Source organism: Brevundimonas sp. TWP2-3-4b2 (assembly GCF_049897345.1).
GTDB lineage: Bacteria > Pseudomonadota > Alphaproteobacteria > Caulobacterales > Caulobacteraceae > Brevundimonas.
Map to the genome: position 1 here is coordinate 67,755 of NZ_JAFCWB010000003.1, position 20,874 is coordinate 88,628.

15 protein-coding genes and 1 tRNA gene are annotated in these 20,874 nt (G+C 68.4%); 8 read left to right on the plus strand and 8 right to left on the minus strand.

Going from position 1 to position 20,874, the window contains the following annotated elements:
* Positions 1–135: 135 nt before the first annotated feature.
* Entirely contained in the window at positions 136–1,416 is a 1,281-nt protein-coding gene (locus ACP7AS_RS07345) for an amidohydrolase family protein (RefSeq protein WP_426028221.1), read from the plus strand.
* A 5-nt stretch (positions 1,417–1,421) separates the two neighbouring features.
* Here the strand turns inward: ACP7AS_RS07345 and alr are convergent, their stop codons facing one another.
* The 3 genes from alr to ACP7AS_RS07360 form a co-directional block, all read right to left on the minus strand.
* Positions 1,422–2,459 carry an alanine racemase gene (gene alr / locus ACP7AS_RS07350; protein ID WP_426028222.1) on the minus strand — a complete coding sequence of 346 codons (1,038 nt, stop codon included), beginning with the start codon at positions 2,457–2,459 and terminating at the stop codon, positions 1,422–1,424.
* A gap of 45 nt (positions 2,460–2,504) precedes the next feature.
* Entirely contained in the window at positions 2,505–3,587 is a 1,083-nt protein-coding gene (locus ACP7AS_RS07355; protein WP_426028223.1) for an ABC transporter ATP-binding protein, read from the minus strand.
* 127 nt (positions 3,588–3,714) lie between these two features.
* Positions 3,715–5,970 (minus strand): DEAD/DEAH box helicase, encoded by a 2,256-nt coding sequence (locus ACP7AS_RS07360; RefSeq protein WP_426028224.1) that lies wholly within the window; start codon positions 5,968–5,970, stop codon positions 3,715–3,717.
* Positions 5,971–6,153: 183 nt separating this feature from the next.
* On the opposite strand from ACP7AS_RS07360, the gene ACP7AS_RS07365 reads away from it, so the two are divergent.
* Complete coding sequence (locus ACP7AS_RS07365) at positions 6,154–8,184, plus strand: pre-peptidase C-terminal domain-containing protein (protein WP_426028225.1); 2,031 nt, start codon at positions 6,154–6,156, stop codon at positions 8,182–8,184.
* Between the two features lie 16 nt (positions 8,185–8,200).
* Here ACP7AS_RS07365 and ACP7AS_RS07370 read toward each other — a convergent pair.
* Both ACP7AS_RS07370 and ACP7AS_RS07375 read right to left on the minus strand, forming a co-directional pair.
* A tRNA-Val gene (locus tag ACP7AS_RS07370) sits at positions 8,201–8,275 on the minus strand.
* 101 nt (positions 8,276–8,376) lie between these two features.
* Positions 8,377–9,093, minus strand: a complete 717-nt coding sequence (locus ACP7AS_RS07375; RefSeq protein WP_426028226.1) for an HAD hydrolase-like protein — start codon at positions 9,091–9,093, stop codon at positions 8,377–8,379.
* 65 nt (positions 9,094–9,158) lie between these two features.
* Between ACP7AS_RS07375 and glmU the strand changes: the two genes are divergently transcribed.
* The 6 genes from glmU (at position 9,159) to ACP7AS_RS07405 (ending at position 15,753) form a co-directional block, all read left to right on the plus strand.
* Positions 9,159–10,526, plus strand: a complete 1,368-nt coding sequence (glmU, locus tag ACP7AS_RS07380) for a bifunctional UDP-N-acetylglucosamine diphosphorylase/glucosamine-1-phosphate N-acetyltransferase GlmU (protein WP_426028227.1) — start codon at positions 9,159–9,161, stop codon at positions 10,524–10,526.
* Positions 10,523–11,209, plus strand: coding sequence for a ribose-5-phosphate isomerase RpiA (rpiA, locus tag ACP7AS_RS07385; protein ID WP_426028228.1), 687 nt, complete (start codon positions 10,523–10,525; stop codon positions 11,207–11,209). The genes glmU and rpiA overlap by 4 nt, the downstream gene beginning before the upstream one ends.
* A gap of 120 nt (positions 11,210–11,329) precedes the next feature.
* Entirely contained in the window at positions 11,330–12,724 is a 1,395-nt protein-coding gene (gor, locus tag ACP7AS_RS07390) for a glutathione-disulfide reductase (RefSeq protein ID WP_426028229.1), read from the plus strand.
* A 55-nt stretch (positions 12,725–12,779) separates the two neighbouring features.
* Positions 12,780–14,153 (plus strand): class II 3-deoxy-7-phosphoheptulonate synthase, encoded by a 1,374-nt coding sequence (locus ACP7AS_RS07395; RefSeq protein ID WP_426028230.1) that lies wholly within the window; start codon positions 12,780–12,782, stop codon positions 14,151–14,153.
* The gene (locus tag ACP7AS_RS07400; protein ID WP_426028231.1) at positions 14,150–14,737 is read left to right on the plus strand and encodes a prephenate dehydratase domain-containing protein; all 588 of its coding nucleotides are present in this window, start codon (positions 14,150–14,152) and stop codon (positions 14,735–14,737) included. Before ACP7AS_RS07395 ends, ACP7AS_RS07400 begins: the two co-directional genes overlap by 4 nt.
* A 230-nt stretch (positions 14,738–14,967) precedes the next feature.
* Positions 14,968–15,753, plus strand: coding sequence for a chorismate mutase (locus tag ACP7AS_RS07405; RefSeq protein ID WP_426028232.1), 786 nt, complete (start codon positions 14,968–14,970; stop codon positions 15,751–15,753).
* Positions 15,754–15,771: 18 nt separating this feature from the next.
* On the opposite strand, the gene ACP7AS_RS07410 is transcribed toward ACP7AS_RS07405, so the two are convergent.
* The 3 genes from ACP7AS_RS07410 to ACP7AS_RS07420 form a co-directional block, all read right to left on the minus strand.
* A complete protein-coding gene (locus tag ACP7AS_RS07410) occupies positions 15,772–16,578 on the minus strand; it encodes a thioredoxin domain-containing protein (RefSeq protein ID WP_426028233.1) in 807 nt (268 codons plus the stop codon).
* Positions 16,579–16,600: 22 nt separating this feature from the next.
* Positions 16,601–18,016 carry a M48 family metalloprotease gene (locus tag ACP7AS_RS07415; RefSeq protein ID WP_426028234.1) on the minus strand — a complete coding sequence of 472 codons (1,416 nt, stop codon included), beginning with the start codon at positions 18,014–18,016 and terminating at the stop codon, positions 16,601–16,603.
* Between the two features lie 65 nt (positions 18,017–18,081).
* Entirely contained in the window at positions 18,082–20,727 is a 2,646-nt protein-coding gene (locus ACP7AS_RS07420) for an Rne/Rng family ribonuclease (protein ID WP_426028235.1), read from the minus strand.
* Between the last annotated feature and the right edge of the window lie 147 nt (positions 20,728–20,874).

Below are 20,874 nucleotides of genomic sequence, written 5' to 3' on the forward strand. Positions count from 1 at the left end.
CGACGTATCTCCTTTCGTGCCGCTCCCCGCAATGTCCGTGCATCCCTGCCTTCGCGGGGATGCACGGTGTTTTTGGTGCCCCGTTGCCCCTGCCGCCCTCGCTGTGCGAGCGTGGCCGTCACAGGGAGAATATTCATGCTGCACCGTCTGGCCGCCGCCGCCATTGCGCTCACGCTCGGCCTCGCCGCCCCCGCCCACGCCGACACCCTGGTCGTCACGGCCGCCCGGATGGTCGATGTCGAGCGCGGCCGCTATGTCGCAAATCCGGTCGTCGTCGTCACGGACGGTCGCATCACCGCGGTCGGGACCGCTGTCCCCGCCGGCCTGCCGGCGGACGCGCGCTGCCTTGACCTGCCGGGCCTGACCCTGCTGCCCGGCCTGATCGACATGCATGTGCACCTGGCCTCGACCCCCTATGTGTCGGGCTGGAACGAGCTGGACTATGCGGATGACTTCGGCGCGGTGCTGCAGGTCCCGAATGCCCTGGCGACGCTGAACGCCGGCTTCACCACCGTGCGCAACGTCGGCGGCCCCGCCTTCGCCGATGTCGCCCTGCGACAGGCCATCGACGGCGGCTTCGTGCCGGGACCCCGCGTCATTCCGGCCGGTGCCTCGTTCGGGGCCACAGGCGGGCACTGCGACACGACCGGCCTGCCGTATTCGTTCGCCAAGGCCAGTCCCTTCAACACCGATGGCGTCGAGAACGCCCGCCATGCGGTGCGCGAAGTGCGCAAATACGGGGCCCAGGTCATCAAGGTCTGCGCCACCGGCGGGGTCTTCTCGCGCAACACCGAGCCCGGCCAGCAGCAGATGACCCTGGCCGAACTGACCGCCGTCGCCGACGAGGCCCATATGTGGGGCCTCAAGGTCGCCGCCCACGCCCACGGCGCCGCGGGCATCGCCGACGCCATCCGCGCCGGCATCGACACCATCGAACACGCCTCGCTGATCGACGCCGAGGGCATCCGCCTGGCGGTCCAGCACGGCACCTGGCTATCGATGGACATCTACAACACCGACTTCACCCAGGCGACGGGCATCGAGTTCGGCGTGACCGAGGACAATCTGCGCAAGGACCGCGAGATCGGCCAGCTGCAGCGCGACAATTTCCGCGCCGCCCACCGGGCCGGGGCCCGGATGGTGTTCGGCTCGGACGCTGCCATCTATCCGCACGGCCAGAACGCCAGACAGTTCGCGGTCATGGTGGACTACGGCATGACCCCGGCCGAGGCGATCCGCTCGGCGACCTGGAACGCGGCGCAGGCGCTGGGCCGCGAGGGCGACGTCGGCGCGGTCGTTGCGGGCCGCTACGGCGACCTGATCGCGGTGTCGGGCGATCCGCTGGCGGATGTGCGGGCTCTTGAGACGGTGCCGGTGGTCATCAAGGGCGGGGCCGTCGTGCGCGACGCACGCTGAAGGGGCTAGCCGGCGTAGACGCGCGGCACTCGCGCTGTAACCGAGGTCAGCAGCTCATAGGCGATCGTTCCCGCCGCATTGGCCGCGTCATCGAGCATCCGGTTGGCGCCGAACAGTTCCACCCGGTCGCCGACCGTGACCTCCAGGCCGCTGACGTCGACGGCGCAGACATCCATCGACACCCGGCCGACGATGGGCCGCATCTCGCCGGCGACAAAGACCAGCCCGCGCGGGCTGTAGCTGCGCAGCACGCCGTCGGCATAGCCTGTGGCACAGGTCGCGATCCGGGCGGGGCGACTGGCGATGAAGCCGCGCGAATAGCCGACGCTTTCGCCCGCGGGGACCTCGCGCACCTGCAACACCTCGGCCGCGAGCGTGGCGACCGGCCGGATGCGGTCATCGGGCCGACCCTCCGGTCCGCCGCCGTACAGACAGACGCCGGGCCGCAGCGCGTCAAAGGCATAGTCCGGGCCCAGGAACACGCCGCCGGAGTTGGCGAATGACCGGACCGTCCCCGGATAGTGCCCGGCCGCTGCGGCAAAGGCATCCCGCTGCCGGGCGTTCATCGGCTCGGCCGGATCGTCGGCGCAGGCCAGATGGCTCAGGACCAGATCCAGCCCTGCGAACGGCTCGGGGGCGTCCTCGGGCCGGAAGCCGAGCCGGTTCATGCCGGTGTCGATCTGCAGGCCGCACGGCCCGCCGCCCGCCGCCTGCCATTCGGACTGCTGGGCTCCGGTGTTCAGCACCGGGCGAAGGTCGGCGGACCTCAGCCGGGCCGCCCGTCCGGTCAGACACCCGTCGAGCACATAGATGGCCGGTGCCGCGCCCAGGGCGGCACGCAGTCGTTCGCCCTCGCTGGTCCGGGCCACGAAGAAGGTCCGCGCGCCCTCAGCCATCAGCCGCGCCGCGCAGGCCGCGGCACCCAGCCCGTAGCTGTCGGCCTTGACCACCGGATGCACGGCGACGCCGCCTGCGGCTTCCAACGTGTGAAAGTTGGCGGCGAGGGCATTCAGGTCAACGGTGAGCGTGGCCGGTGCGGGCATCCGATCATCTAGAAGCGTTGCGTTGTGCGATGCAACACGAGGTGGCTAGTGCCGGGCGAACGCCTCGCCGTTCGCGTCGAACAGATGCGCCTGATCAGCCGGCACGCGCAGGCTCAGCGTCTCGCCCGCCGAGGGTCGCGCATCCCCGGGCAGCAGGACCGTCACCGGCGCGTCGCCCGCCGCCAGATAGGCATAGGTCGCGTGTCCCAGCGTCTCCACGAAGGTGACCTTCGCGCTCACGGAATCGCCCTTGCCCGCCAAGGTCAGATGTTCGGGCCGGATGCCGAGGGTGACCTTGTCGCCGACCTTCGCCCGCGCCGCATTGACCGCGACCTTCAGTGTCTCGCCCGCCGCCGTCAGCACCGTCGCGCCCTTTGCGGTCGCGGTAACGATCTCGGCGGCCAGCAGGTTCATCTTCGGACTGCCGATGAACTCGGCCACGAACAGGTTGCGCGGGTGTTGGTACAGGTCCATCGGCGCGCCGACCTGCTCGATCCGGCCCGCATTCAGCACCACGATCCGGTCGGCCAGGGTCATGGCCTCGACCTGGTCGTGGGTGACATAGACCATGGTCGTCTTCAGCCGCTCGTGCAGGCTGGCGAACTCATAGCGCATCCGCACCCGCAGGGCGGCGTCGAGGTTGGACAGGGGCTCGTCGAAGAGGAAGACCTGCGGCTCCCGCACGATGGCCCGGCCGATGGCGACCCGCTGGCGCTGGCCGCCCGACAGGGCCTTGGGCTTGCGGTCCAGATAGTCGGTGATGTTCAGCGTCTCGGCCGCCCCGCGCACCCGCCGGTCGATCTCGGCCTTGTCGGCTTTCGCCAGCTTCAGACCAAACGCCATGTTTTCGTAGACGCTCATGTGCGGGTAGAGGGCGTAGGACTGGAACACCATGGCGATGCCCCGGTCGGACGGCGACAGGCCGGTGACCGACCGCCCGCCGATGGCGATGTCGCCGCCGCTTTCCTCTTCCAGCCCGGCGATGGTGCGCAGCAGGGTGGACTTGCCGCAGCCCGACGGCCCGACGAAGACCACGAATTCGCCGTCAGCGATGTCGAGATCGATTCCCTTCAGCACCTCTGTGGTGCCGAAGCTCTTGGTCACGCCGGTCAGCCGGACGTCCGCCATACTGTTTCCTGCCCGCAGTTTCCTGGTTGGCCTGCCGCGCTTCGCGCGGCTTCAGGCCGGATTTTGCGGTCACCGTAAACGGTTACAGGAGCGGATCAATCCTCACCTCGAGCGGGGCGGGCAGGGGTTAGCGGGGACCCTTGCCCTTGTAGGGTGCCCGCGCCTCGGCGGGCTTGCCGCGCGCGTCCTTGGCGGCCCACGGACGATCGCCGCCCTTGGGCTTGCCCTTCCACGGCTTGTCGCCGGCGGCGGCCGGGGCGGCCTCGGCGTCAGAGCGCGGGGCCCACGGTGTCTTGCCCTCGACCGGGGGCTTCTTCACCCAGGGCTTCTTGCCCTCCGGGGTCGGATCGTTCGGCGTACGCTTGACCCAGGGTTTCTTGCCCTCGGCGGCGGGCGCAGGGGAGTCCTCGCGCTTCACCCAGGGCTTCTTCTCACCTTCCGGGCGGTCTTCGCGGGGCTTCCAGGCGGGCTTGTCGCCACCCTCCTCGCGGGCCTTCCACGGCTTTTTCGCGGCCGGAGCCGCGCTGTCGTCACGCTTGACCCAGGGCTTCTTGCCGTCTGCAGGCGCGGCCTCGTCGCGCTTCACCCAGGGCTTTTTCGCGCCATCGCCTTCGCGCGGCTTCCACGCGGGCTTGTCGCCCCCGTCCTCGCGCCCGGCCCAGGGCTTGCGCTCGGGACGGTCGCCGGTCGGGCGGTCGCCCGCGGGCTTCTTGTCCCAGCGGCTGACCGGCTTCTCGCCCGGGCCCGGCTTCACCGCCGGATCGATCTTGACGCCGTCCTCGAGTCCCAGGGCGATCGCGGCCTCGAATTTGGCCTGCATTTCCTGGGTAATCTCGAACTTGGTCTCGCGCTCGAAGATCTTGATCGAGCCGATGTCGCGCTTGGTGACATGGCCGAGGCGGCAGATGGTCGGCATCAGCCATTTCGGATCGGCGTTCTTGTCGCGGCCGATGTTGATCCGGTACCAGGTCATGTCGCCGCCACGGGCAAAGTCCGTGTACGGAACATCGGCCTGGCCCTTGTCGTTCTTGCCGGTCTCCTGCTGGCGCTTCATCCGGTCGTCGTCATAGACGTCTTCCGGAGCCGGCAGCTTCTGCTGATAGAGGCGGATCAGGGCGGCCGCGATCTGCTCGGGCGTGCTCTTTTCCAGCAACTGCTTGCCGAGGGCCAGGACGGCCTCGTCCTCGACCGGCGCGATCAGCACCGGATCGGCCAGCATCCGGACATGGTCGTTGGCGAGGATCATCTCGGCCGAAGGCGGGCCGGACCATTCGGCCTTGATCGAGGCCGACTGCAGCATCAGCTCGACCTTGCGGCGGCGCGTGTAACTGACCAGCAGGACCGAGACGCCCTTCTTGCCGGCGCGACCGGTACGGCCCGAACGGTGCAGCAGGCCGGCCTTGTTGACCGGGATCTCGGCGTGGATGACCAGACCCAGGTCCGGCAGGTCGAGGCCGCGAGCGGCCACGTCGGTGGCGACGCAAACCCGGGCGTGGCCGTCACGCAGCGCTTGCAAGGCTTCCGAGCGCTGGCTCTGGGTCAGTTCGCCGGACAGGCCGACGACCGAGAAGCCGCGTTCCCGCAGGCTGGATGTCAGATGCTTGACCCGCTCGCGGGTGTTGGCGAACACCAGCGCGCCAGGGGCCTCGAAATAGCGCAGCACGTTGACGACGGCCAGTTCGACCTCGTTCGGGGCGACGCGAATGGCCTTGTATTCGATGTCGGCGTGCGAGGCGTTGCCCGCGACCGTGTCGATCCGGAATGCGTTCTTCTGATAGGTCTTGGCCAGTTGCACGATGTCGCGCGCCAGGGTGGCCGAGAACATCAGCGTGCGGCGTTCGGCCGGCGCGGCGTTGAGGATGAAGGTCAGGTCTTCCTGGAAGCCCATGTCCAGCATCTCGTCGGCTTCATCCAGCACGACGGCCTTCAGGGTCGACAGGTCCAGCGAGCCGCGCTCCACGTGGTCGCGCAGGCGGCCGGGGGTGCCCACGACGATGTGGCAGCCGCGGTTCAGCGCCTGGCGCTCGACCTTGGGGTCCATGCCGCCGACGCAGGAGACGATCCGGGCACCGGTCTGGGCGTAGAGCCACTGGAGTTCGTTCGACACCTGCAGGGCCAGCTCGCGGGTCGGGGCGATGACCAGGGCGACGGGCGCTCCGAACTCGGCGAATTTCTCGGCCTCGCCCAGAAGGGTGGGGGCCAGCGCCAGACCGAAGGCGACGGTCTTGCCTGAACCGGTCTGGGCCGAGACGAGCAGGTCGCGACCGGAGCCGTCTTCATTGGGTGCGGCGTCCAGGACAGCGGACTGTACCGGCGTGGGCTCGGCATAGCCGCGTTCGGAAAGGGCGCGGTCAAGCGCGGGATGACTGGCGGGGAAAGGCATGGGCAGTCCGTAAGGCGCCAACGCGGCGCGCGCCAGTCTCGCCCCGGAGAGAGGGCGACCGGCGAAGGGCGCGGTGTTTGCGCCCGGAACAAGGCCGAAGGGTGGCCCTGTCGACATCTGCCCGCTGAAAATGACGACTGACAGACCGGCGTTCCGGGGGCAGACTGGCTCTAGGGGGACCGCATGCTGAAGACCATACTCGCCGCCACCACGGCCCTGACGCTCGTCTCGATGGCCGGTGCCGCCTGCGCCCAGGCGCTGACACCGCCGCAGAGGCCGGTTCAGACCGCTCCGACCGCGCAACAGACATCGATGCCCGAGGCCCAGGGGGCGGGCTCCCTGACCAGCGGACGGCCCGTTCGCGGCCAGCTGGCACGGGGCGATGACACCCTGCAGAGCGGCGAATACGCCGATGACTGGACCTTTGCGGTCCGGCGCGGCCAGAGCTATGAGCTCAGTCTCTCGGCTGCGAGTTTCGACCCCTATCTGATCGTCCGCGGCCCCGGGGGGCTGAGTGAGGACAATGACGACGATCCGGCCGCGCGCGGCTCGCGCGACAGCCGGGTGCGATTCACCGCCCCGGCCGACGGACTGGTGGTGGTGTCGGCGACCAGCTATCAGAGCGGCGAGACAGGGGCCTACACCCTGACGCTGGGCGGGGCCGCTGCGACGCCCGCCGCGTCCCGGGCGGCCGTGGCCGCCTCGGACCGTACCGTTCGGCTCGGCCAGACCGTCGACGGCCGGCTCGGTGCCGGGGACCGCCAACTCGACAGCGGCGAATACATCAACAGCTATGTGCTGCGGGGACGGCGTGGGCAGGCGCTGGACCTGAGGATGACCTCCTCGGCCTTCGACCCCTATGTCGCGATCAGCGGCCCGGACGGCTTTTCAACCTTCAACGACGACGATCCGGCGGTCAACGACGGGCGGAACAGCCGGCTGGTCGTGACCCTGCCGGCCGACGGCGACTACCGCATCACCGCGACCAGCTATGCCTCGGGCGAGCAGGGGGGCTATCGGCTGGCCGTGCTGGACGGTACCGGGGCTGCAACGCCCGCGCCCCCGGCGGTCCGCCCGTCCGAACGCGCTTCGGCGACCGGCGAGATCGCCATCGGCCAGGCCGTGAGTGGCTCTCTGGATGCCGGCGACGGCACGCTGGAGACGGGTGAATATGTCGACCGCTTCCGCTTCACCGGCCAGCGCGGCCAGCGGGTGGCGGTGGAACTGACCTCCTCGGCCTTTGACGCCTACACCATCCTGACCACCCCATCGGGCGACCAGCAGGAGAATGACGACGCCCGCGACGGCGGCCACGACAGCCGGCTCGACACCGTGTTGTCCGAGGATGGCGAATACCAGGTCCTGGTGACCTCCTACGCCCCCGGCGAAACGGGCTCCTACCGCTTCAGTGTCAGCCCCAGCCTCGGCTCACCGCGCCAGGCCTCGGTACAGGGCGGGGCGAGGGTGTTCGCGGTCATGGTCGGGGTGTCCGATTATGGCGGGGCCCAGAACAATCTCGATTTCACCGACGAGGACGCGCGCAAACTGTCCGAGACCCTGCGCACGGACGGCTCGCTGAATGACGCCAGCATCGTCCTGACCAATGCCGAGGCCACGGTCGCCGGCGTGCGTCGGGCCTTCGCCCAGGTCGCAGCCGAGGCCGGGCCTGAGGACACCTTCCTGTTCTTCTTCTCGGGCCACGGTGACCAGTCGGAGATCCCGGTCAGCGGGCTGGAACCGGACGGCAAGTCCGAGGCCATCGTCCTGCGTGACGGCGAGATCAGCGATGTCGACATGGCCGGCCTGTTCGGCAGCCTGCGCACCCGGCTGTCACTGCTGGTCCTGGACAGCTGCTTCTCGGGCGGTTTCGCGCGCAATGTCGTCGATCGGCCGGGCGTGATGGGCCTGTTCAGCTCGGAAGAAGACTTGACCAGTGCCGTGGCCGACAAGTTCCAGGCCGGCGGCTATCTGTCCCATTTCCTGCGCGCGGGCATGGGCGGCGAGGCCGACGGCGACGGCGACCGGCTGGTCACCGCCGGTGAGCTGGCCACCTATCTGCGTCGCCAGTTCCGCGACCAGGTCGAGGGCGTCGAATCCGAAACCCAGGACGGCCAGCGCAACTACCAGAATCTGGTCGTCGACCGGGGCGGGGTGCAGGTGGACGACGTCATCGTGCGCCTGCCGGCGGTCGCGGCGGCGGCGGGCGGGCGCTGAGGGACTGAAGGGGAGATGGTGGATGCGACAGGGATTGAACCTGTGACCCCCTCGGTGTGAACGAGGTGCTCTCCCGCTGAGCTACGCATCCATCAGTCGTGCCCCGTCGAAACGGGGAGGCGGCGACATAGCCCGCTGGCCCGCGTGGCGCAAGATGGGAGATACCGCCGCCCGGTCGGCGGGGTCGGCGGCTCAGACCTTCGACAGGGCCCGCAGAACATAAAGGTCTGACAGCAGGCCGTCGATCGCCTCCTCGACGTCTTCGAAGGAATCGATCAGCACGTCGCCGCCCAGGTCCTCGGGAGGGATGGGGCTGTAGCCGAAGGTGGCCACGATACAGAGCATGTCCGCGTCCCGCGCTGCACCGGTGTCAGGGGCGGCGTCACCGACCATGATGGCGCGCGCCGGATCGCCGCCCGCCAGGGTGACCGCATCCCTCAGGTGCGCCCCCGAGGGCTTGCGCGCGCTGACCCGGTCCGGTCCGGCCACGACCGCGAAATGGCGCGTCAGGTCGAGGCGGTCGAGCAGCATCAGGGACAGGTCGGTCCGCTTGTTGGTCGCGACGCACAGGATCGCCCCCCGCGCCGCCAGCCGTTCCAGCGTCTCGACCACGCCGTCGAACGGACGCGAATGGTCGGCGATATGGTCGATGTAGTCGGCGATGAAGGCATCGAACAGATCGGGGGCCTGCGCCTCGTTCCAGGGTGCGCCGGCGCGCTCGAAACCATGCTGAAGCAGCGCCCGGGCGCCGCCGCCGATCAGAGACGAGGCGCTCTCCATCGGGGCCTCAGGCAGGCCGTGGCGGACCAGCATCCGGTTCAGCGTCCCGACCAGGTCGAGGTGCGTCTCCACCAGCGTCCCGTCCAGATCGAAGGCGATGGTCCAGCCTTCCAGGTCGCGCTCTGTCACCCGTCTCTCCCGTTGGCTGCCCCGATGGGCTAGACCTCGGGCGTGATTAGCCTCCGGACCGATTCATGACCACCCATCCCCAGTCCCATCCTGTCCAGGGAAGGGCCGCCATCATCCTCGCTGCCGGTCAGGGCACGCGCATGAAGTCGGCCTTGCCCAAGGTGCTGCATCCGGTCGGCGGCCGGGCCATGCTGGACCACGCCATCGACGCCGCCGAGGCCCTGGGCTGCGAGCGCATCGTGGTTGTCGTCGGGGCCCATTCGCCCGAGGTACGCGACCACGTCGTCAAACGGCTGGGCGAGGACGCCATCGCCGTTCAAGACCCGCCGCTGGGCACCGGCCACGCCGTCCGCGCCGCCGAGGCCGTGCTGGGCGATTTTGTGGGCCAGGTGGTCATCACCTATGGCGACGTGCCCCTGCTGCGCGCCGCCGACATCGAGCCGGTCTTCGCCGCCCACGAGGGCGTCACCGTCATCGGCTTCGAGGCCCGCGATCCGGGAGCCTATGGTCGGCTGGTCATGGACGGCGACGCGCTGGCCGCCATCACAGAGGCCAAGGAAGCCTCGCCCGAGGTTCTGGCCCTGACGGCCTGCAACTCGGGTGTCATGGCCGCGCCGGTCGGCCTGCTGTTCGACCTGCTGGCCGAGGTGAAGAACGACAACGCCAAGGGCGAATTCTATCTGACCGACGTGGTCGAGCTGGCCCGCAGGCGCGGCGCTCCGACCCGGGCCGTCTTCGCCGATGAGGACGCGGTCATGGGCGTCAACGCCCAGGGCGAACTGGCCGTGGCCGAGGCCCTGTTCCAGAAGGTTCAGCGCGAGGCGTTTCTGGCCGCCGGCGTGACCATGCCGGCCCCCGACACCGTGCATTTCGCGTTCGACACCCAGGTGGGTGGCGGCACGACGATCGAGCCCTATGTCGTGTTCGGCCCCGGCGCGAAGATCGCCGGCGGAGCCCGGATCCGCAGCTTCAGCCATATCGAGGGGGCCGTCGTAGCCCCGGGTGCCGAAGTCGGTCCCTACGCCCGACTGCGTCCCGGCGCGGATCTGGGCGAGGGGGTCAAGGTCGGCAATTTCGTCGAGGTCAAGAACGTCCGCATGGACGCCGGGTCCAAGGCCAACCACCTGGCCTATCTGGGCGACGGCGAGGTGGGGGCGAAGGCCAACATCGGCGCGGGCACGATCTTCTGTAACTACGACGGCTTCTTCAAACATCGGACGGTGGTCGGGGACGGAGCCTTCGTCGGCTCCAACAGCGCGCTGGTGGCACCGGTGACCATTGGCGCGGGCGCCATGGTCGGGTCGGGATCGGTGATTACGAAGGACGTGGCACCGGGGGATCTGGCGCTGGGGCGCGGCGAGCAGACGGCCAGGGCGGGCTGGGCGGCGCGGTTCATGGCGACCATGCGGGCGAAGAAGGCGGCGAAGACGTGAGCGCGGACGATCAGAAGCGCCACGCCGGCGAAGCCGCCGCCCTCCGGGTCGAAGCCGGCATGGTCGTCGGTCTCGGCACCGGCTCGACCGCGGCGTGGTTCGTCAAGGCGCTGGCCGCCCGCAACCTGACCGGCCTGCGCTGCGTGCCGACGTCGGAGGCGACCGCCGAACTGGCCCGCGAACTCGGCCTGACCCTGTCGACCCTTGAGGACACCCCGCGCATCGACCTGACCGTCGACGGGGCCGACGAGATCGGGCCGGGCCTGGCCCTGATCAAGGGCGGCGGCGCGGCCCTGCTGCGTGAGAAACTGGTCTGGGAGGCGTCGACGCGCTGTATCGTCATCGCTGACACCGCCAAGGTGGTGAAGACGCTCGGTGCCTTCGCCCTGCCGATCGAGGTGGTCGCCTTCGGCCACAAGACCACCGCCAACCGCATCGCCGATGTGCTGGCCGACCACGACATCGCCATGCCCGCGCGGGTCCGCATGGCCGAGCGCGGCCTGGTCCGGACTGACGGCGGCAATCTGATCTATGACGCGAGATGTGGCGTGATCCACGATCCGGTGCGTCTGGCCGACGATCTGAAACTGATCACCGGCGTGGTCGAACACGGCCTGTTCCTCGATCTCGCGGACGAGGCGATCATCGGTACTGAAACCGGAGTCGAGGCGAGGGTGCTCTAGCGACGGTTCGGTGCAACGCCTAAGTGCGGGCACGCGTCAGTCCACTCGCCGCTGATTTCAGACGATTCAGACTATTCAGACGCGGTTTTTGTTACGCCAGAGTCTGAATCCGGAGCCTCTATGACGACCTACGACTACGACCTCTTCGTCATCGGTGCCGGCTCGGGCGGAGTCCGCGCCGCGCGGCTGACGGCGCTGGGCGGCAAGCGTGTCGCCATCGCCGAAGAGTTCCGGGTCGGGGGCACCTGTGTGATCCGCGGCTGTGTGCCCAAGAAATTCATGGTCATGGCCTCGGACTTCTCGCACCAGTTCCATACGGCCGAGGGCTATGGCTGGACCATTGACGCCGCCTTTGACTGGCCCAAATTCCTTCAGGTCAAGGACGTCGAGATCGCCCGCCTGTCGGGCATCTATGTCGCCAATCTGGGCAAGGCGGGCGTCGACCTGGTCCACGGCCGTGCGGTGTTGAAGGACGCGCACACGGTCGAGGTGACGCACCGCGACGGCGGGGAGAGCCAGACCATCACGGCAGAAAAGATTCTGATCGCCACCGGTGGCCGGCCGTGGATGCCGACGGATCTGGCCGGTGTCGAACACGCCATCACCTCGGAAGAGGCCTTCCACCTGCCGGAACTGCCGAAGCGCATCCTGATCGCCGGCGGCGGCTATATCGCCGTGGAGTTCGCCGGCATCTTCGCCGGGCTCGGTGTCGAGACCACCCTGATCTATCGCGGGCCCAACATCCTGCGGGGCTTCGACGACGACGTCCGCGCCCATCTGGCCGGCGAGATCGAGAAACGCGGCATCAAGGTGATCCTCGGCTGCCAGCACGCGTCCATCGAGAAGACGGCGACCGGCCTGGTCAACAAGCTGGAAAACGGCATGGAGATCGAGACCGATGTGGTCATGTTCGCGACCGGCCGCGTCCCGCACGTCAAGGATCTCGGTCTTGAGACCGCCGGCGTGGCGCTGACCGACAAGGGCGCGATCCAGGTCGATACGCTGTCGAGGACGACGGCTGAAAACATCTGGGCCATCGGCGACGTCACGGACCGGATGAACCTGACCCCCGTCGCCATCCGCGAGGCCGTGGCCTTTCACGAGACGGTCTACCGGAACAATCCGCAGCATTTCGACTATGAAGGGGTCGCCACCGCCGTCTTCAGCCAGCCGCCGGTCGGCACCGTCGGCCTGTCCGAGAACGAGGCGCGCCACGCCTGTCCCGGGGCGGTCGATGTCTACGTCAGCCGCTTCCGACCGATGAAATACGCCTTCACCGGCTCGGACGAGCGGATGCTGATGAAGCTGGTGGTCGACGGCGAGAGCCAGAAGGTCGTCGGCGTCCACATCGTCGGCCCCGAGGCCCCCGAGATGATCCAGCTGGCCGCCATCGCCGTGAAGGCCGGCCTGACCAAGGCCCAGTGGGATGCGACCTGCGCGGTCCACCCGACCATGGCCGAGGAGCTGGTGACGCTGAAAGACAAGCAGCAGCCCGGAAATATGTCGGCAGGCTGACAAACGCGACACCGGGTTCATTGTCCCGGGGCGACCATCCGCCTATCTTGGCGGCATGAGTAGCCGCTGGACCCCCGATAGCTGGAGACAAAAGCCCGTCGTGCAGATGCCGACGGACTATCCGGACATGGCCGCGCTTGGCCGGGTCGAGGATGAGCTGCGCGCCTTGCCGCCTCTCGTCTTCGCGGGTGAGGCGCGGCATCTGACCGCCAAACTGGCCCAGGTCGAGGCGGGCAAGGCCTTCCTGCTCCAGGGCGGCGATTGCGCCGAGAGCTTCAAGGAGTTCTCGACCGACAACATCCGCGACACCTTCCGGCTGATCCTGCAGATGGCGGTGGTCCTGACCTTCGCCGGCGGCAAGCCGGTGGTGAAGGTGGGCCGCATCGCCGGCCAGTTCGCCAAGCCGCGCTCGTCGTCGCTCGAGACCATCGGCGACGAGACCCTGCCCAGCTATCGCGGCGACATCATCAACGGCATGGCCTTCACGCCGGAAGAGCGGGTGCCGGATCCGCAGCGGCTGCTGCGCGCCTACAACCAGTCCGCCTCGACGCTGAACCTGCTGCGTGCCTTCGCCGGCGGCGGTTACGCCGACCTGTACAACATCCACCGCTGGACCATGGGGTTCGCGACCGACAGCGCCTACGGCCACAAATACCGCGAACTGGCCGACAAGATTACCGAGGCCCTGACCTTCATGGAGGCGGTCGGCGTCACGCCCGAGAGCCACCCGGACCTGAGCCGGGTCGAGGTCTTCACCAGCCACGAGGCCCTGCTGCTGAACCTCGAAAGCGCCCTGACCCGTCTCGACGGGGCAACCGGCGAATGGTTCGACACCTCGGCCCACATGGTCTGGATCGGCGAACGCACGCGCCAGCTGGACGGGGCCCATATCGAGTTCGCGCGCGGCATCCGGAACCCGATCGGCCTGAAATGCGGGCCGACCATGGAGCCCGACGATCTGCTGGCGTTGATCGACGTCCTGAACCCGGACAATACGCCCGGACGTCTGACCCTGATCGGCCGCTTCGGCGCGGACAAGGTCGGCGACCGCCTGCCGCGGCTGATGAAGGCGGTGAAGGCCGAGGGGCGGCGCGTGGTCTGGTCGATCGACCCGATGCACGGCAATACCCTGAAGGCGGGCAACGGCTACAAGACCCGCCCGTTCGAGCGCATTCTGGCCGAGGTCCGCGGCTTCATCGACGTGGCCGAGGCCGAGGGCGTCCATCCCGGCGGCGTGCATCTGGAGATGACGGGCCAGAACGTCACCGAATGTCTGGGCGGCGCGCAGGCCCTGACGGAGGATGATCTGTCGAGCCGCTATCACACCCATTGCGATCCGCGTTTGAACGCGGACCAGGCCCTCGAGCTGGCCTTCCTGGTCGCCGAGCGGCTGAAATCCGGACGACGGTCCCGGTCGGAGGCGGCATGAGCGCGGTGGGTGTCGGCAGGCCCGCGGGCGATGATATCGGCGGACGCTGCGCCTATCAGGGTGCGCCGGGCGCGTTCAGCCACGAAGCCTGTCTGGATCTGAGGCCTTGGGATGACGCGGTCGCCTATCCGACCTTCGAGGCGGCTCTGGAAGCCCTGAAATCGGGCGAGGTCGGCTGCGCGCTGATCCCGGTCGAGAACACCACCATCGGCCGGGTCGAACCGGCGGCGTCACTGGTCGAGGCCGCAGGGCTCACTATCGTCTCGGAAGTCTGGCGACCGATCCGCCTGGCACTGATGGCCCCACCGGGGGCCACCCTGCGAACGGTGAAGACGGCGGAAAGCCATCCGATCGCCCTGCGACAATGCCCGGACTCGCTGGCGGCCATGGGCCTGACCCCCGTCGAGGCGTTCGACACCGCGGGTGCCGCCCGCGCCGTGGCCGAAGCCGGCGACCTCACGCGCGCCGCTGTCGCACCGGCCCGCGCCGCCGAAGTCTACGAACTGTCGATCCTGCGCAACGATATTCAGGATTCGAGCGACAATCGCACACGCTTTGTCCTGTTGAGCATCAAAGCGGGTTGACGCCGCACGATCCGTGCGGCCTTTGAGCGGCATGGTCCGTTCGCAAGCCATCGCTGCGACTGCATTCGCCCGCGTTTTCGCGGCTGCGGACCTGTATTTCTACGGCTTTCGATACGCCGGCTGAGGCGTCGGGGACATCGTCCTGACGGCCTCGCCGGCGACCGCCCCGCGACGGGGCGGCGGCTCGCAAAAACCCTCACCGCCGTGATCGAAACCGAAAGTCTTCTCCCGTGCCCCCTTCCAGTATCAAGCCTGCTCTCCAGCAACCCTGGCCCGCCCCCGGCGGTGCCGTCATAACCGATATCTCGCCCGAGCACCTGGCGCTCGCCGTCCTGCGTCACGAGATTGACGCCCTCGATGACGAGTTGCTGGCCCTGTTCGAACGGCGTCTCACCATCGCCGCCCGCGTCGGCCAGGCCAAGGACGCGCCCGCCGGCCCTCATGTGAAGCTTCGTCCCGACCGCGAACAGGCCGTGCTGGCGCGGATGCTGGCCCGGGCCCGTCCCGACAACCGTGAGGCGGTAGAGTCCCTGTGGCGACAGATCGTGGGCTGGGGCCTGGCCCGTCAGGGGCGGATCAAGGTGCAGGTCTGGTCGCCGGTCGAGCCGACCCGAGCCTTTGACGGCGCCCGCCTGCGCTTCGGGGCCGCCGCCGACATGCGCGCCGTTCGCGATCCCGAGGCGGCGCTGGCCTGGGCCGCAGAAGGCCATGGCGTCGCCGTTCTGGCGGTCAACGCCGACAGCGCCTGGTGGACCGGCCTGCGCCGCGAATGGTCGATGCTCAGCGTGTTCGACGGCTTCGGCGGGACGACGCCGACTGCACTGGCCGTCGGGCGGATCGATCCGGCGGCGCTTCCCACCGGCCGGCGCGTGATCGTCGACGCCGGCGGGGACGCCGGAGATGGTGGCGGTATCCGTCGTCGCGGTCTCGCGAACCATCATGGCTGGACCCTGTCCCTGACCGACACGGTGCTGCCGGTCGGTGGTCAGGAAGGTTGCGTCGGCGCGATCGGCTGAGGCCGCCCGGAGGCGGGCTCAGCCCGCCTTCGCCGCCCGGATGGCGCGGTCGATGTCCGCGGGCTGGATGCTGGCGCTGGCCCGGCCATTGATGAAGAAGGTCGGGGTGCCGATCAGGCCGAGGCCTGAGGCCGAGGTCTGGACATCCGCCAGATGGCGCGCGGTCTCCGGCGACGCCATGGCCGTCTGTGCCGCCGGTGTGGCGACGCCGTTCGCCGCCAGAATGCCGTCGATCGCCGCCTTGTTCAGCGCCGGTTCGGCCATCAGGGCGCGGAATACGACCAGGTATTTGCCCTCACGATGTGCGGCCTGGGCGGCCCGTGCGGCATAATGCGAGACGTCGTCGGTGCCGCGATCCAGGATCGGCCAGTCCTTGAATACGAAGCGAACGTCCGGATGCGCCTGCATGAGGCGCAGGACGTCGGGTGCCGTCGCCTTGCACCCGGGGCAGCGGAAGTCGAAGAATTCGATCACCGTCACCTTGGCGTCCACCGGACCAAAGGCCGGGTCCCGGGCACTGACGGCCAGGAGGGACGGGTTGCCCGCGGCGCGCTGGTTGATCGCATCGGTGCGGACGCCGTTCTCCCGGGCCTGAACGATCGACTCCCTCTCCTGGAGGGCTGCGCTGACTTCTTGCAGGATTTCAGGGTTTTTCAGCAGATAGGTCCGCACCCGTCCATCGAAATCGCTGCCGGTCGCATAGGGTGCCGCCGCCAGGCCGAGGGCGACCAGCGACACGGCCATCGCCGCCATGCTCGAACGGGGGCGGTCAAAGAAGCCGGCAGATCGCGCGGCTGCGGGCGTCGGGTCTGGCGCGTCGGTCATGGGAGTCTCGATAGGGAAGGGGTCAGCCGGCGGCCGGTATGACGCCGCCCCGGTCGCGGCGACTGTTGCGGCGGTCGACGTCGTCGACGTCGTCCTGGGTGGCACCTGAGGCGAAAACGATGTCCATCGCGCGGGTCCAGTCAGCCGTGCCGGGCGTCAGCATGTCGCGAGCGCGCAGGGCGAACTGGGTGGCCTGCCGTTCGGCTCCCATGGCGAAATACATTTCAGCGGAGGCCAGACGGGCCTCGCCTTCCTTGTTCTGGCTGGCGTAGGCTTGGCTCAGCAATCGCCACCCCAGGGTGTTGTCATGCTCCAGCGCGGTGGCGCGCTTCAGCTGGTTCACCGCCTCGGCCAGCCTGGCCGGGTCACGGGTTTCCAGCAGGGCATGGGCCAGGTTGATGCGCAACAGGGGCGCGTCAGGCTTCAACTCGACCGACCGCTGGTGGGCGCCGATGGCTTCAGCCGGGCGGCCCTCCTCGAACAGGATCTGGCCCTTCAGTTCCCAGAAATAAGGGTTCTCGGGCTGTTCGGTCAGGAAGACTTCGACCGCGGCCAGGGCTCTTTCCGTCTGGCCGTCACGATACAGGGCGATCGCGCGGGCATAGCGGCCGGGCACGGAGGTATCGCTTTCGGGATAGTCACGCAGCGTCTGGTTCGGCGCGTCCATGAAGGCGTGGATCTTGGCCAGGATCAGGGCGTGCTCGGCGACGCGTTCCGGACTGTCCTGATGGCCGTAGTTCGATTGTTCGGCGACGAAGCGTCGCAGGTTTTCGATCCGCTCGGACGACAGGGGGTGGCTGCGGAAATACGGAAAGCGGCGCTGATCGGAGAAGACTTCCTGCGACCGGAAATTCTCGAAGAAGGAGACCAGTCCGCGGCCTGATTCTCCGGCATTCTGGAGCGCGCGGGCACCGGTATTGTCCGCCTCGCCCTCCTGATGGGTCATGTAGCGAAGCGCGCTCAGCGTGCCGAAATACTGGCTGTTGCCCAGCAGGACCGCCCCGGCGTCCGGCGCGCCGGCGGCGATGGCCAGCGCTCCAAGGGCCATGGTCATCAACATCGGCTGCATGCCGGCACCCTGGGCTCCGTCGCGCAGGGTGTGGCGATTCTTGATGTGGCCTGCCTCGTGGGCGATCACACCGAGAAGCTCGTTGGCGCTGCGGGTCTTCAGGATCAGGCCCGTGTTGACGCCGAGTATGCGGCCGCGCGTCGCGAAGGCGTTCAGGTCGTTTTCGTTGATGAGCAGGATTTCGATCTCGGACGGCTCAAGCCCCATGGCGGTGAACACGGGGTCCGACCACGCGTGGATGATGCCTTCGATCTCGGTGTCGCGAATGGCGCTCTGGGCCGAGACAGGCGACGCCGCGGCCAGCAACAGGCCGACGACGACGACTGCGCATGACAGCCGGGCGGACGCGTTTCGGGACAGCCAGTTCAAGTCGAACTCCTCATACCCAGTCTACGCCCCCGCCCGGCCGATGGTCACAACCTAATCGCGGCCTTTCAGCGGCGCCACCATCCGCGTTTCGGCTTTTCGGGTGGTGCGACGATCTGGTTCGGGTCTTCCGCGATCAGGGCGGCGACGTCGATCTCGGGCTGCGGCGCTGCAACCGCCTCGACCATTTCGGCCAGTTTTGGCTCGGGCGTGACCAGAGCTTCGGCGGCTTCGGCGGGCATGACGTCCAGTACAGCGGGCGTGGCTTCCTGCTCTGCATCGCTCGCCTCGACCGGTGCCGACACGACCTCGGCTTCCGCCTCGACGGCGTCGCTGGTCGAGACCTTGCGGCGCACGCGGCGACGCTTGGGCTCTTCGACGATGGCGACCGGCGGAGTTTCGATGTCGTCGATGATCACGGCCATCGGCGTGTCGACCGACCCGTCAGCGGGCATGCCTTCGTTGGTGGCGCGGGTCTCGACCTTGGTTTCGTGGGTCAGGCCTTGATCGCTGCCGCGATCCCGGCCGCGACCGCGACCCCGACGGCGGCGTGAGCGAGGTCCGCGTTCGCCGCCGATCTCTCCTTCGGAGCGTTCGCCGACAATCTCGTCGACATCGCCGATCGGCGTGGCGGCGACGACGTTGTCTTCGCGCGCTTCGGTGCGCTCGGGATTGATCGGGTCGAACCAGACGTAGGGGTCTTCGAGCGACGGCGTGCGGCCGCGCACCCAGTTGAAGCCGTCGCGCTCGCTGCCTTCCTCGCGGACGCGACGTCCGCCACGGCGCCCGCGCCGGCGGCGACGGCCGTTTTCGCTGTCGTCATCGTCCTCGCCGGCGGCCGGAACGGGTGCCGTTGCCACGGCCTCGTCAGCAGAGCCTTCCGAACTGTCGCGGCGTCCACCGCGACGACGGCGCCCACGGCCCCGGCCGCTGTCGCCCTCGACCCGCTCTGCACGCTCGCGCGGTTCGTCGTCGTCGGTGTCCTCGCTGTCCAGCGCGTCGTCGTCGGCGATGATTTCCTCGTCGTCGCTGTCGTCTTCGTCGTCATAGGCGCTGTCGTCGAAATCGTCGTCGAGGTCGACAAACGCTTCGGGCCGGACTTCCGGCACGAAGTCCTCATTGGTCTCGGTGCGGTCCAGCGAATGGTCGCCCTGGCCCAGGCTGTCATCGATCAGAATGACGACGTTCAGGCCGCGCTGGGCCATCAGGCGCTGAAGATAGTCGCGCTTGTGGTTGAGGATGTAGAGGGCGACTGCGGTGCAAAGGCGCAGGTTCACAGAGCCCGCGCCGTTCTTGCCGGCTTCGATGTCGACGGCGCGCAGGGTCATCAGCGCGGCGCTTTCGGCCGAGCGCACGCGTCCAGCACCCTGGCAGTGCGGGCAGACCTCGGTGGCCCCCTCGATCACGCCCAGGCGGCGGCGCTGGCGACTGATTTCCATCAGGCCGAAGCCCGAGATGCGGCCCATCTGGATGCGGGCCCGGTCCTTGGCCAGTGCGTCCTTCAGCACCTTTTCGACGGTGCGGTTGTTCTTGGACTCATCCATGTCGATGAAGTCGATAACGATCAGACCGGCGAGGTCACGCAGCCGCAGCTGGCGGGCCGCTTCGACGGCGGCTTCGATATTGGTCTTGGTAGCGGTGGCCTCGACGTTGCGTTCCTTCGTCGACCGGCCCGAGTTGACGTCGATGGCGACCAGCGCCTCGGTCTGGTTGATGACCAGATAACCGCCCGACGGCAGGGGCACGATCGGCTGGTGGATCTGGGTCAGCATCTCCTCGATGCCGTTGGTCGCGAACAGCGGACGCGCACCCTGGTACAGATGCACCTTCTTCGACTGGGAGGGCATCAGCACGCGCATGAAATCGCGCGCTTCCTTGAAGCCCTCGACGCCTTCGACCTGGATGCCGTCGAAATCCTTGTCGAACATGTCGCGCACGGCGCGGCGCACGAGGTTTTCTTCCTCATAGATGATCGACGGGGCGTTCGACTTCAGCGTGGTCTCGCGGATCGTCTCCCACAGACGCAGCAGATATTCATAGTCGCGCTTGATCTCGGCCTTGGTGCGCTTGGCGCCGGCGGTGCGGATGATCAGCCCCATGCCCTGGGGCACATGCAGGGCGGCCGCGGCGGCCTTCAGGCGCTTGCGGTCGGTGGCCTGGGTGATCTTGCGCGAGATGCCGCCGCCCTTGCCGGTGTTGGGCATGAGCACGCAGTACCGGCCGGCCAGCGACAGCCAGGTGGTCAGGGCCGCGCCCTTGCCGCCGCGCTCGTCCTTGACGACCTGGACCAGCATGACCTGGCGGCGCTTGATGACGTCCTGGATCTTGTAGCGGCGCATCAGGCGGCGCTTGAGCCGCTCTTCCTCGGCCATGCCGCCTTCGGATTCGTCATCGCCCTCGCGGGCGTGTTCGTCGTGGTCGTCGTCGTCCGAATGCGCCTCGGCCATGATGGCTTCGCGGTCAGCGACAGGGATCTGGTAATAGTCCGGGTGGATTTCGCTGAAGGCGAGGAAGCCGTGGCGGTTGCCACCGTATTCCACGAACGCAGCCTGCAGGCTGGGCTCTACGCGAACGACCTTGGCGAGATAGATATTGCCGCGAAGCTGGCGCTTCGCGCGGGATTCAAAGTCGAATTCCTCGACCTGACGGCCCTCGACGATGGCGACGCGGGTTTCTTCCGCGTGCGCCGCATCGATCAACATGGTCTTTGACATGGAAATTTTCTCTCTGGCGCGCGCGGCCATCCCCGCGAAGGGGGCAGGCGGCTCGCCGAATGGGATTGAGGGCAGGCGCAGACGGCATCCCGTCGCCGCGACGAAGGCCGCGGGCGGTGTCGGTCTGTTCAGACCGGAAGGGAGCGC

Coding starts and splice junctions, on each gene's coding strand:
- alr (WP_426028222.1), bottom strand. CDS start 2,459: ATGCCCGCACCGGCCACGCTCACCGTTGACCTGAATGCCCTCGCCGCC.
- ACP7AS_RS07365 (WP_426028225.1), top strand. CDS start 6,154: ATGCTGAAGACCATACTCGCCGCCACCACGGCCCTGACGCTCGTCTCG.
- ACP7AS_RS07395 (WP_426028230.1), top strand. CDS start 12,780: ATGAGTAGCCGCTGGACCCCCGATAGCTGGAGACAAAAGCCCGTCGTG.
- ACP7AS_RS07355 (WP_426028223.1), bottom strand. CDS start 3,587: ATGGCGGACGTCCGGCTGACCGGCGTGACCAAGAGCTTCGGCACCACA.
- ACP7AS_RS07420 (WP_426028235.1), bottom strand. CDS start 20,727: ATGTCAAAGACCATGTTGATCGATGCGGCGCACGCGGAAGAAACCCGC.
- ACP7AS_RS07360 (WP_426028224.1), bottom strand. CDS start 5,970: ATGCCTTTCCCCGCCAGTCATCCCGCGCTTGACCGCGCCCTTTCCGAA.
- ACP7AS_RS07410 (WP_426028233.1), bottom strand. CDS start 16,578: ATGACCGACGCGCCAGACCCGACGCCCGCAGCCGCGCGATCTGCCGGC.
- ACP7AS_RS07400 (WP_426028231.1), top strand. CDS start 14,150: ATGAGCGCGGTGGGTGTCGGCAGGCCCGCGGGCGATGATATCGGCGGA.
- gor (WP_426028229.1), top strand. CDS start 11,330: ATGACGACCTACGACTACGACCTCTTCGTCATCGGTGCCGGCTCGGGC.
- glmU (WP_426028227.1), top strand. CDS start 9,159: ATGACCACCCATCCCCAGTCCCATCCTGTCCAGGGAAGGGCCGCCATC.
- ACP7AS_RS07345 (WP_426028221.1), top strand. CDS start 136: ATGCTGCACCGTCTGGCCGCCGCCGCCATTGCGCTCACGCTCGGCCTC.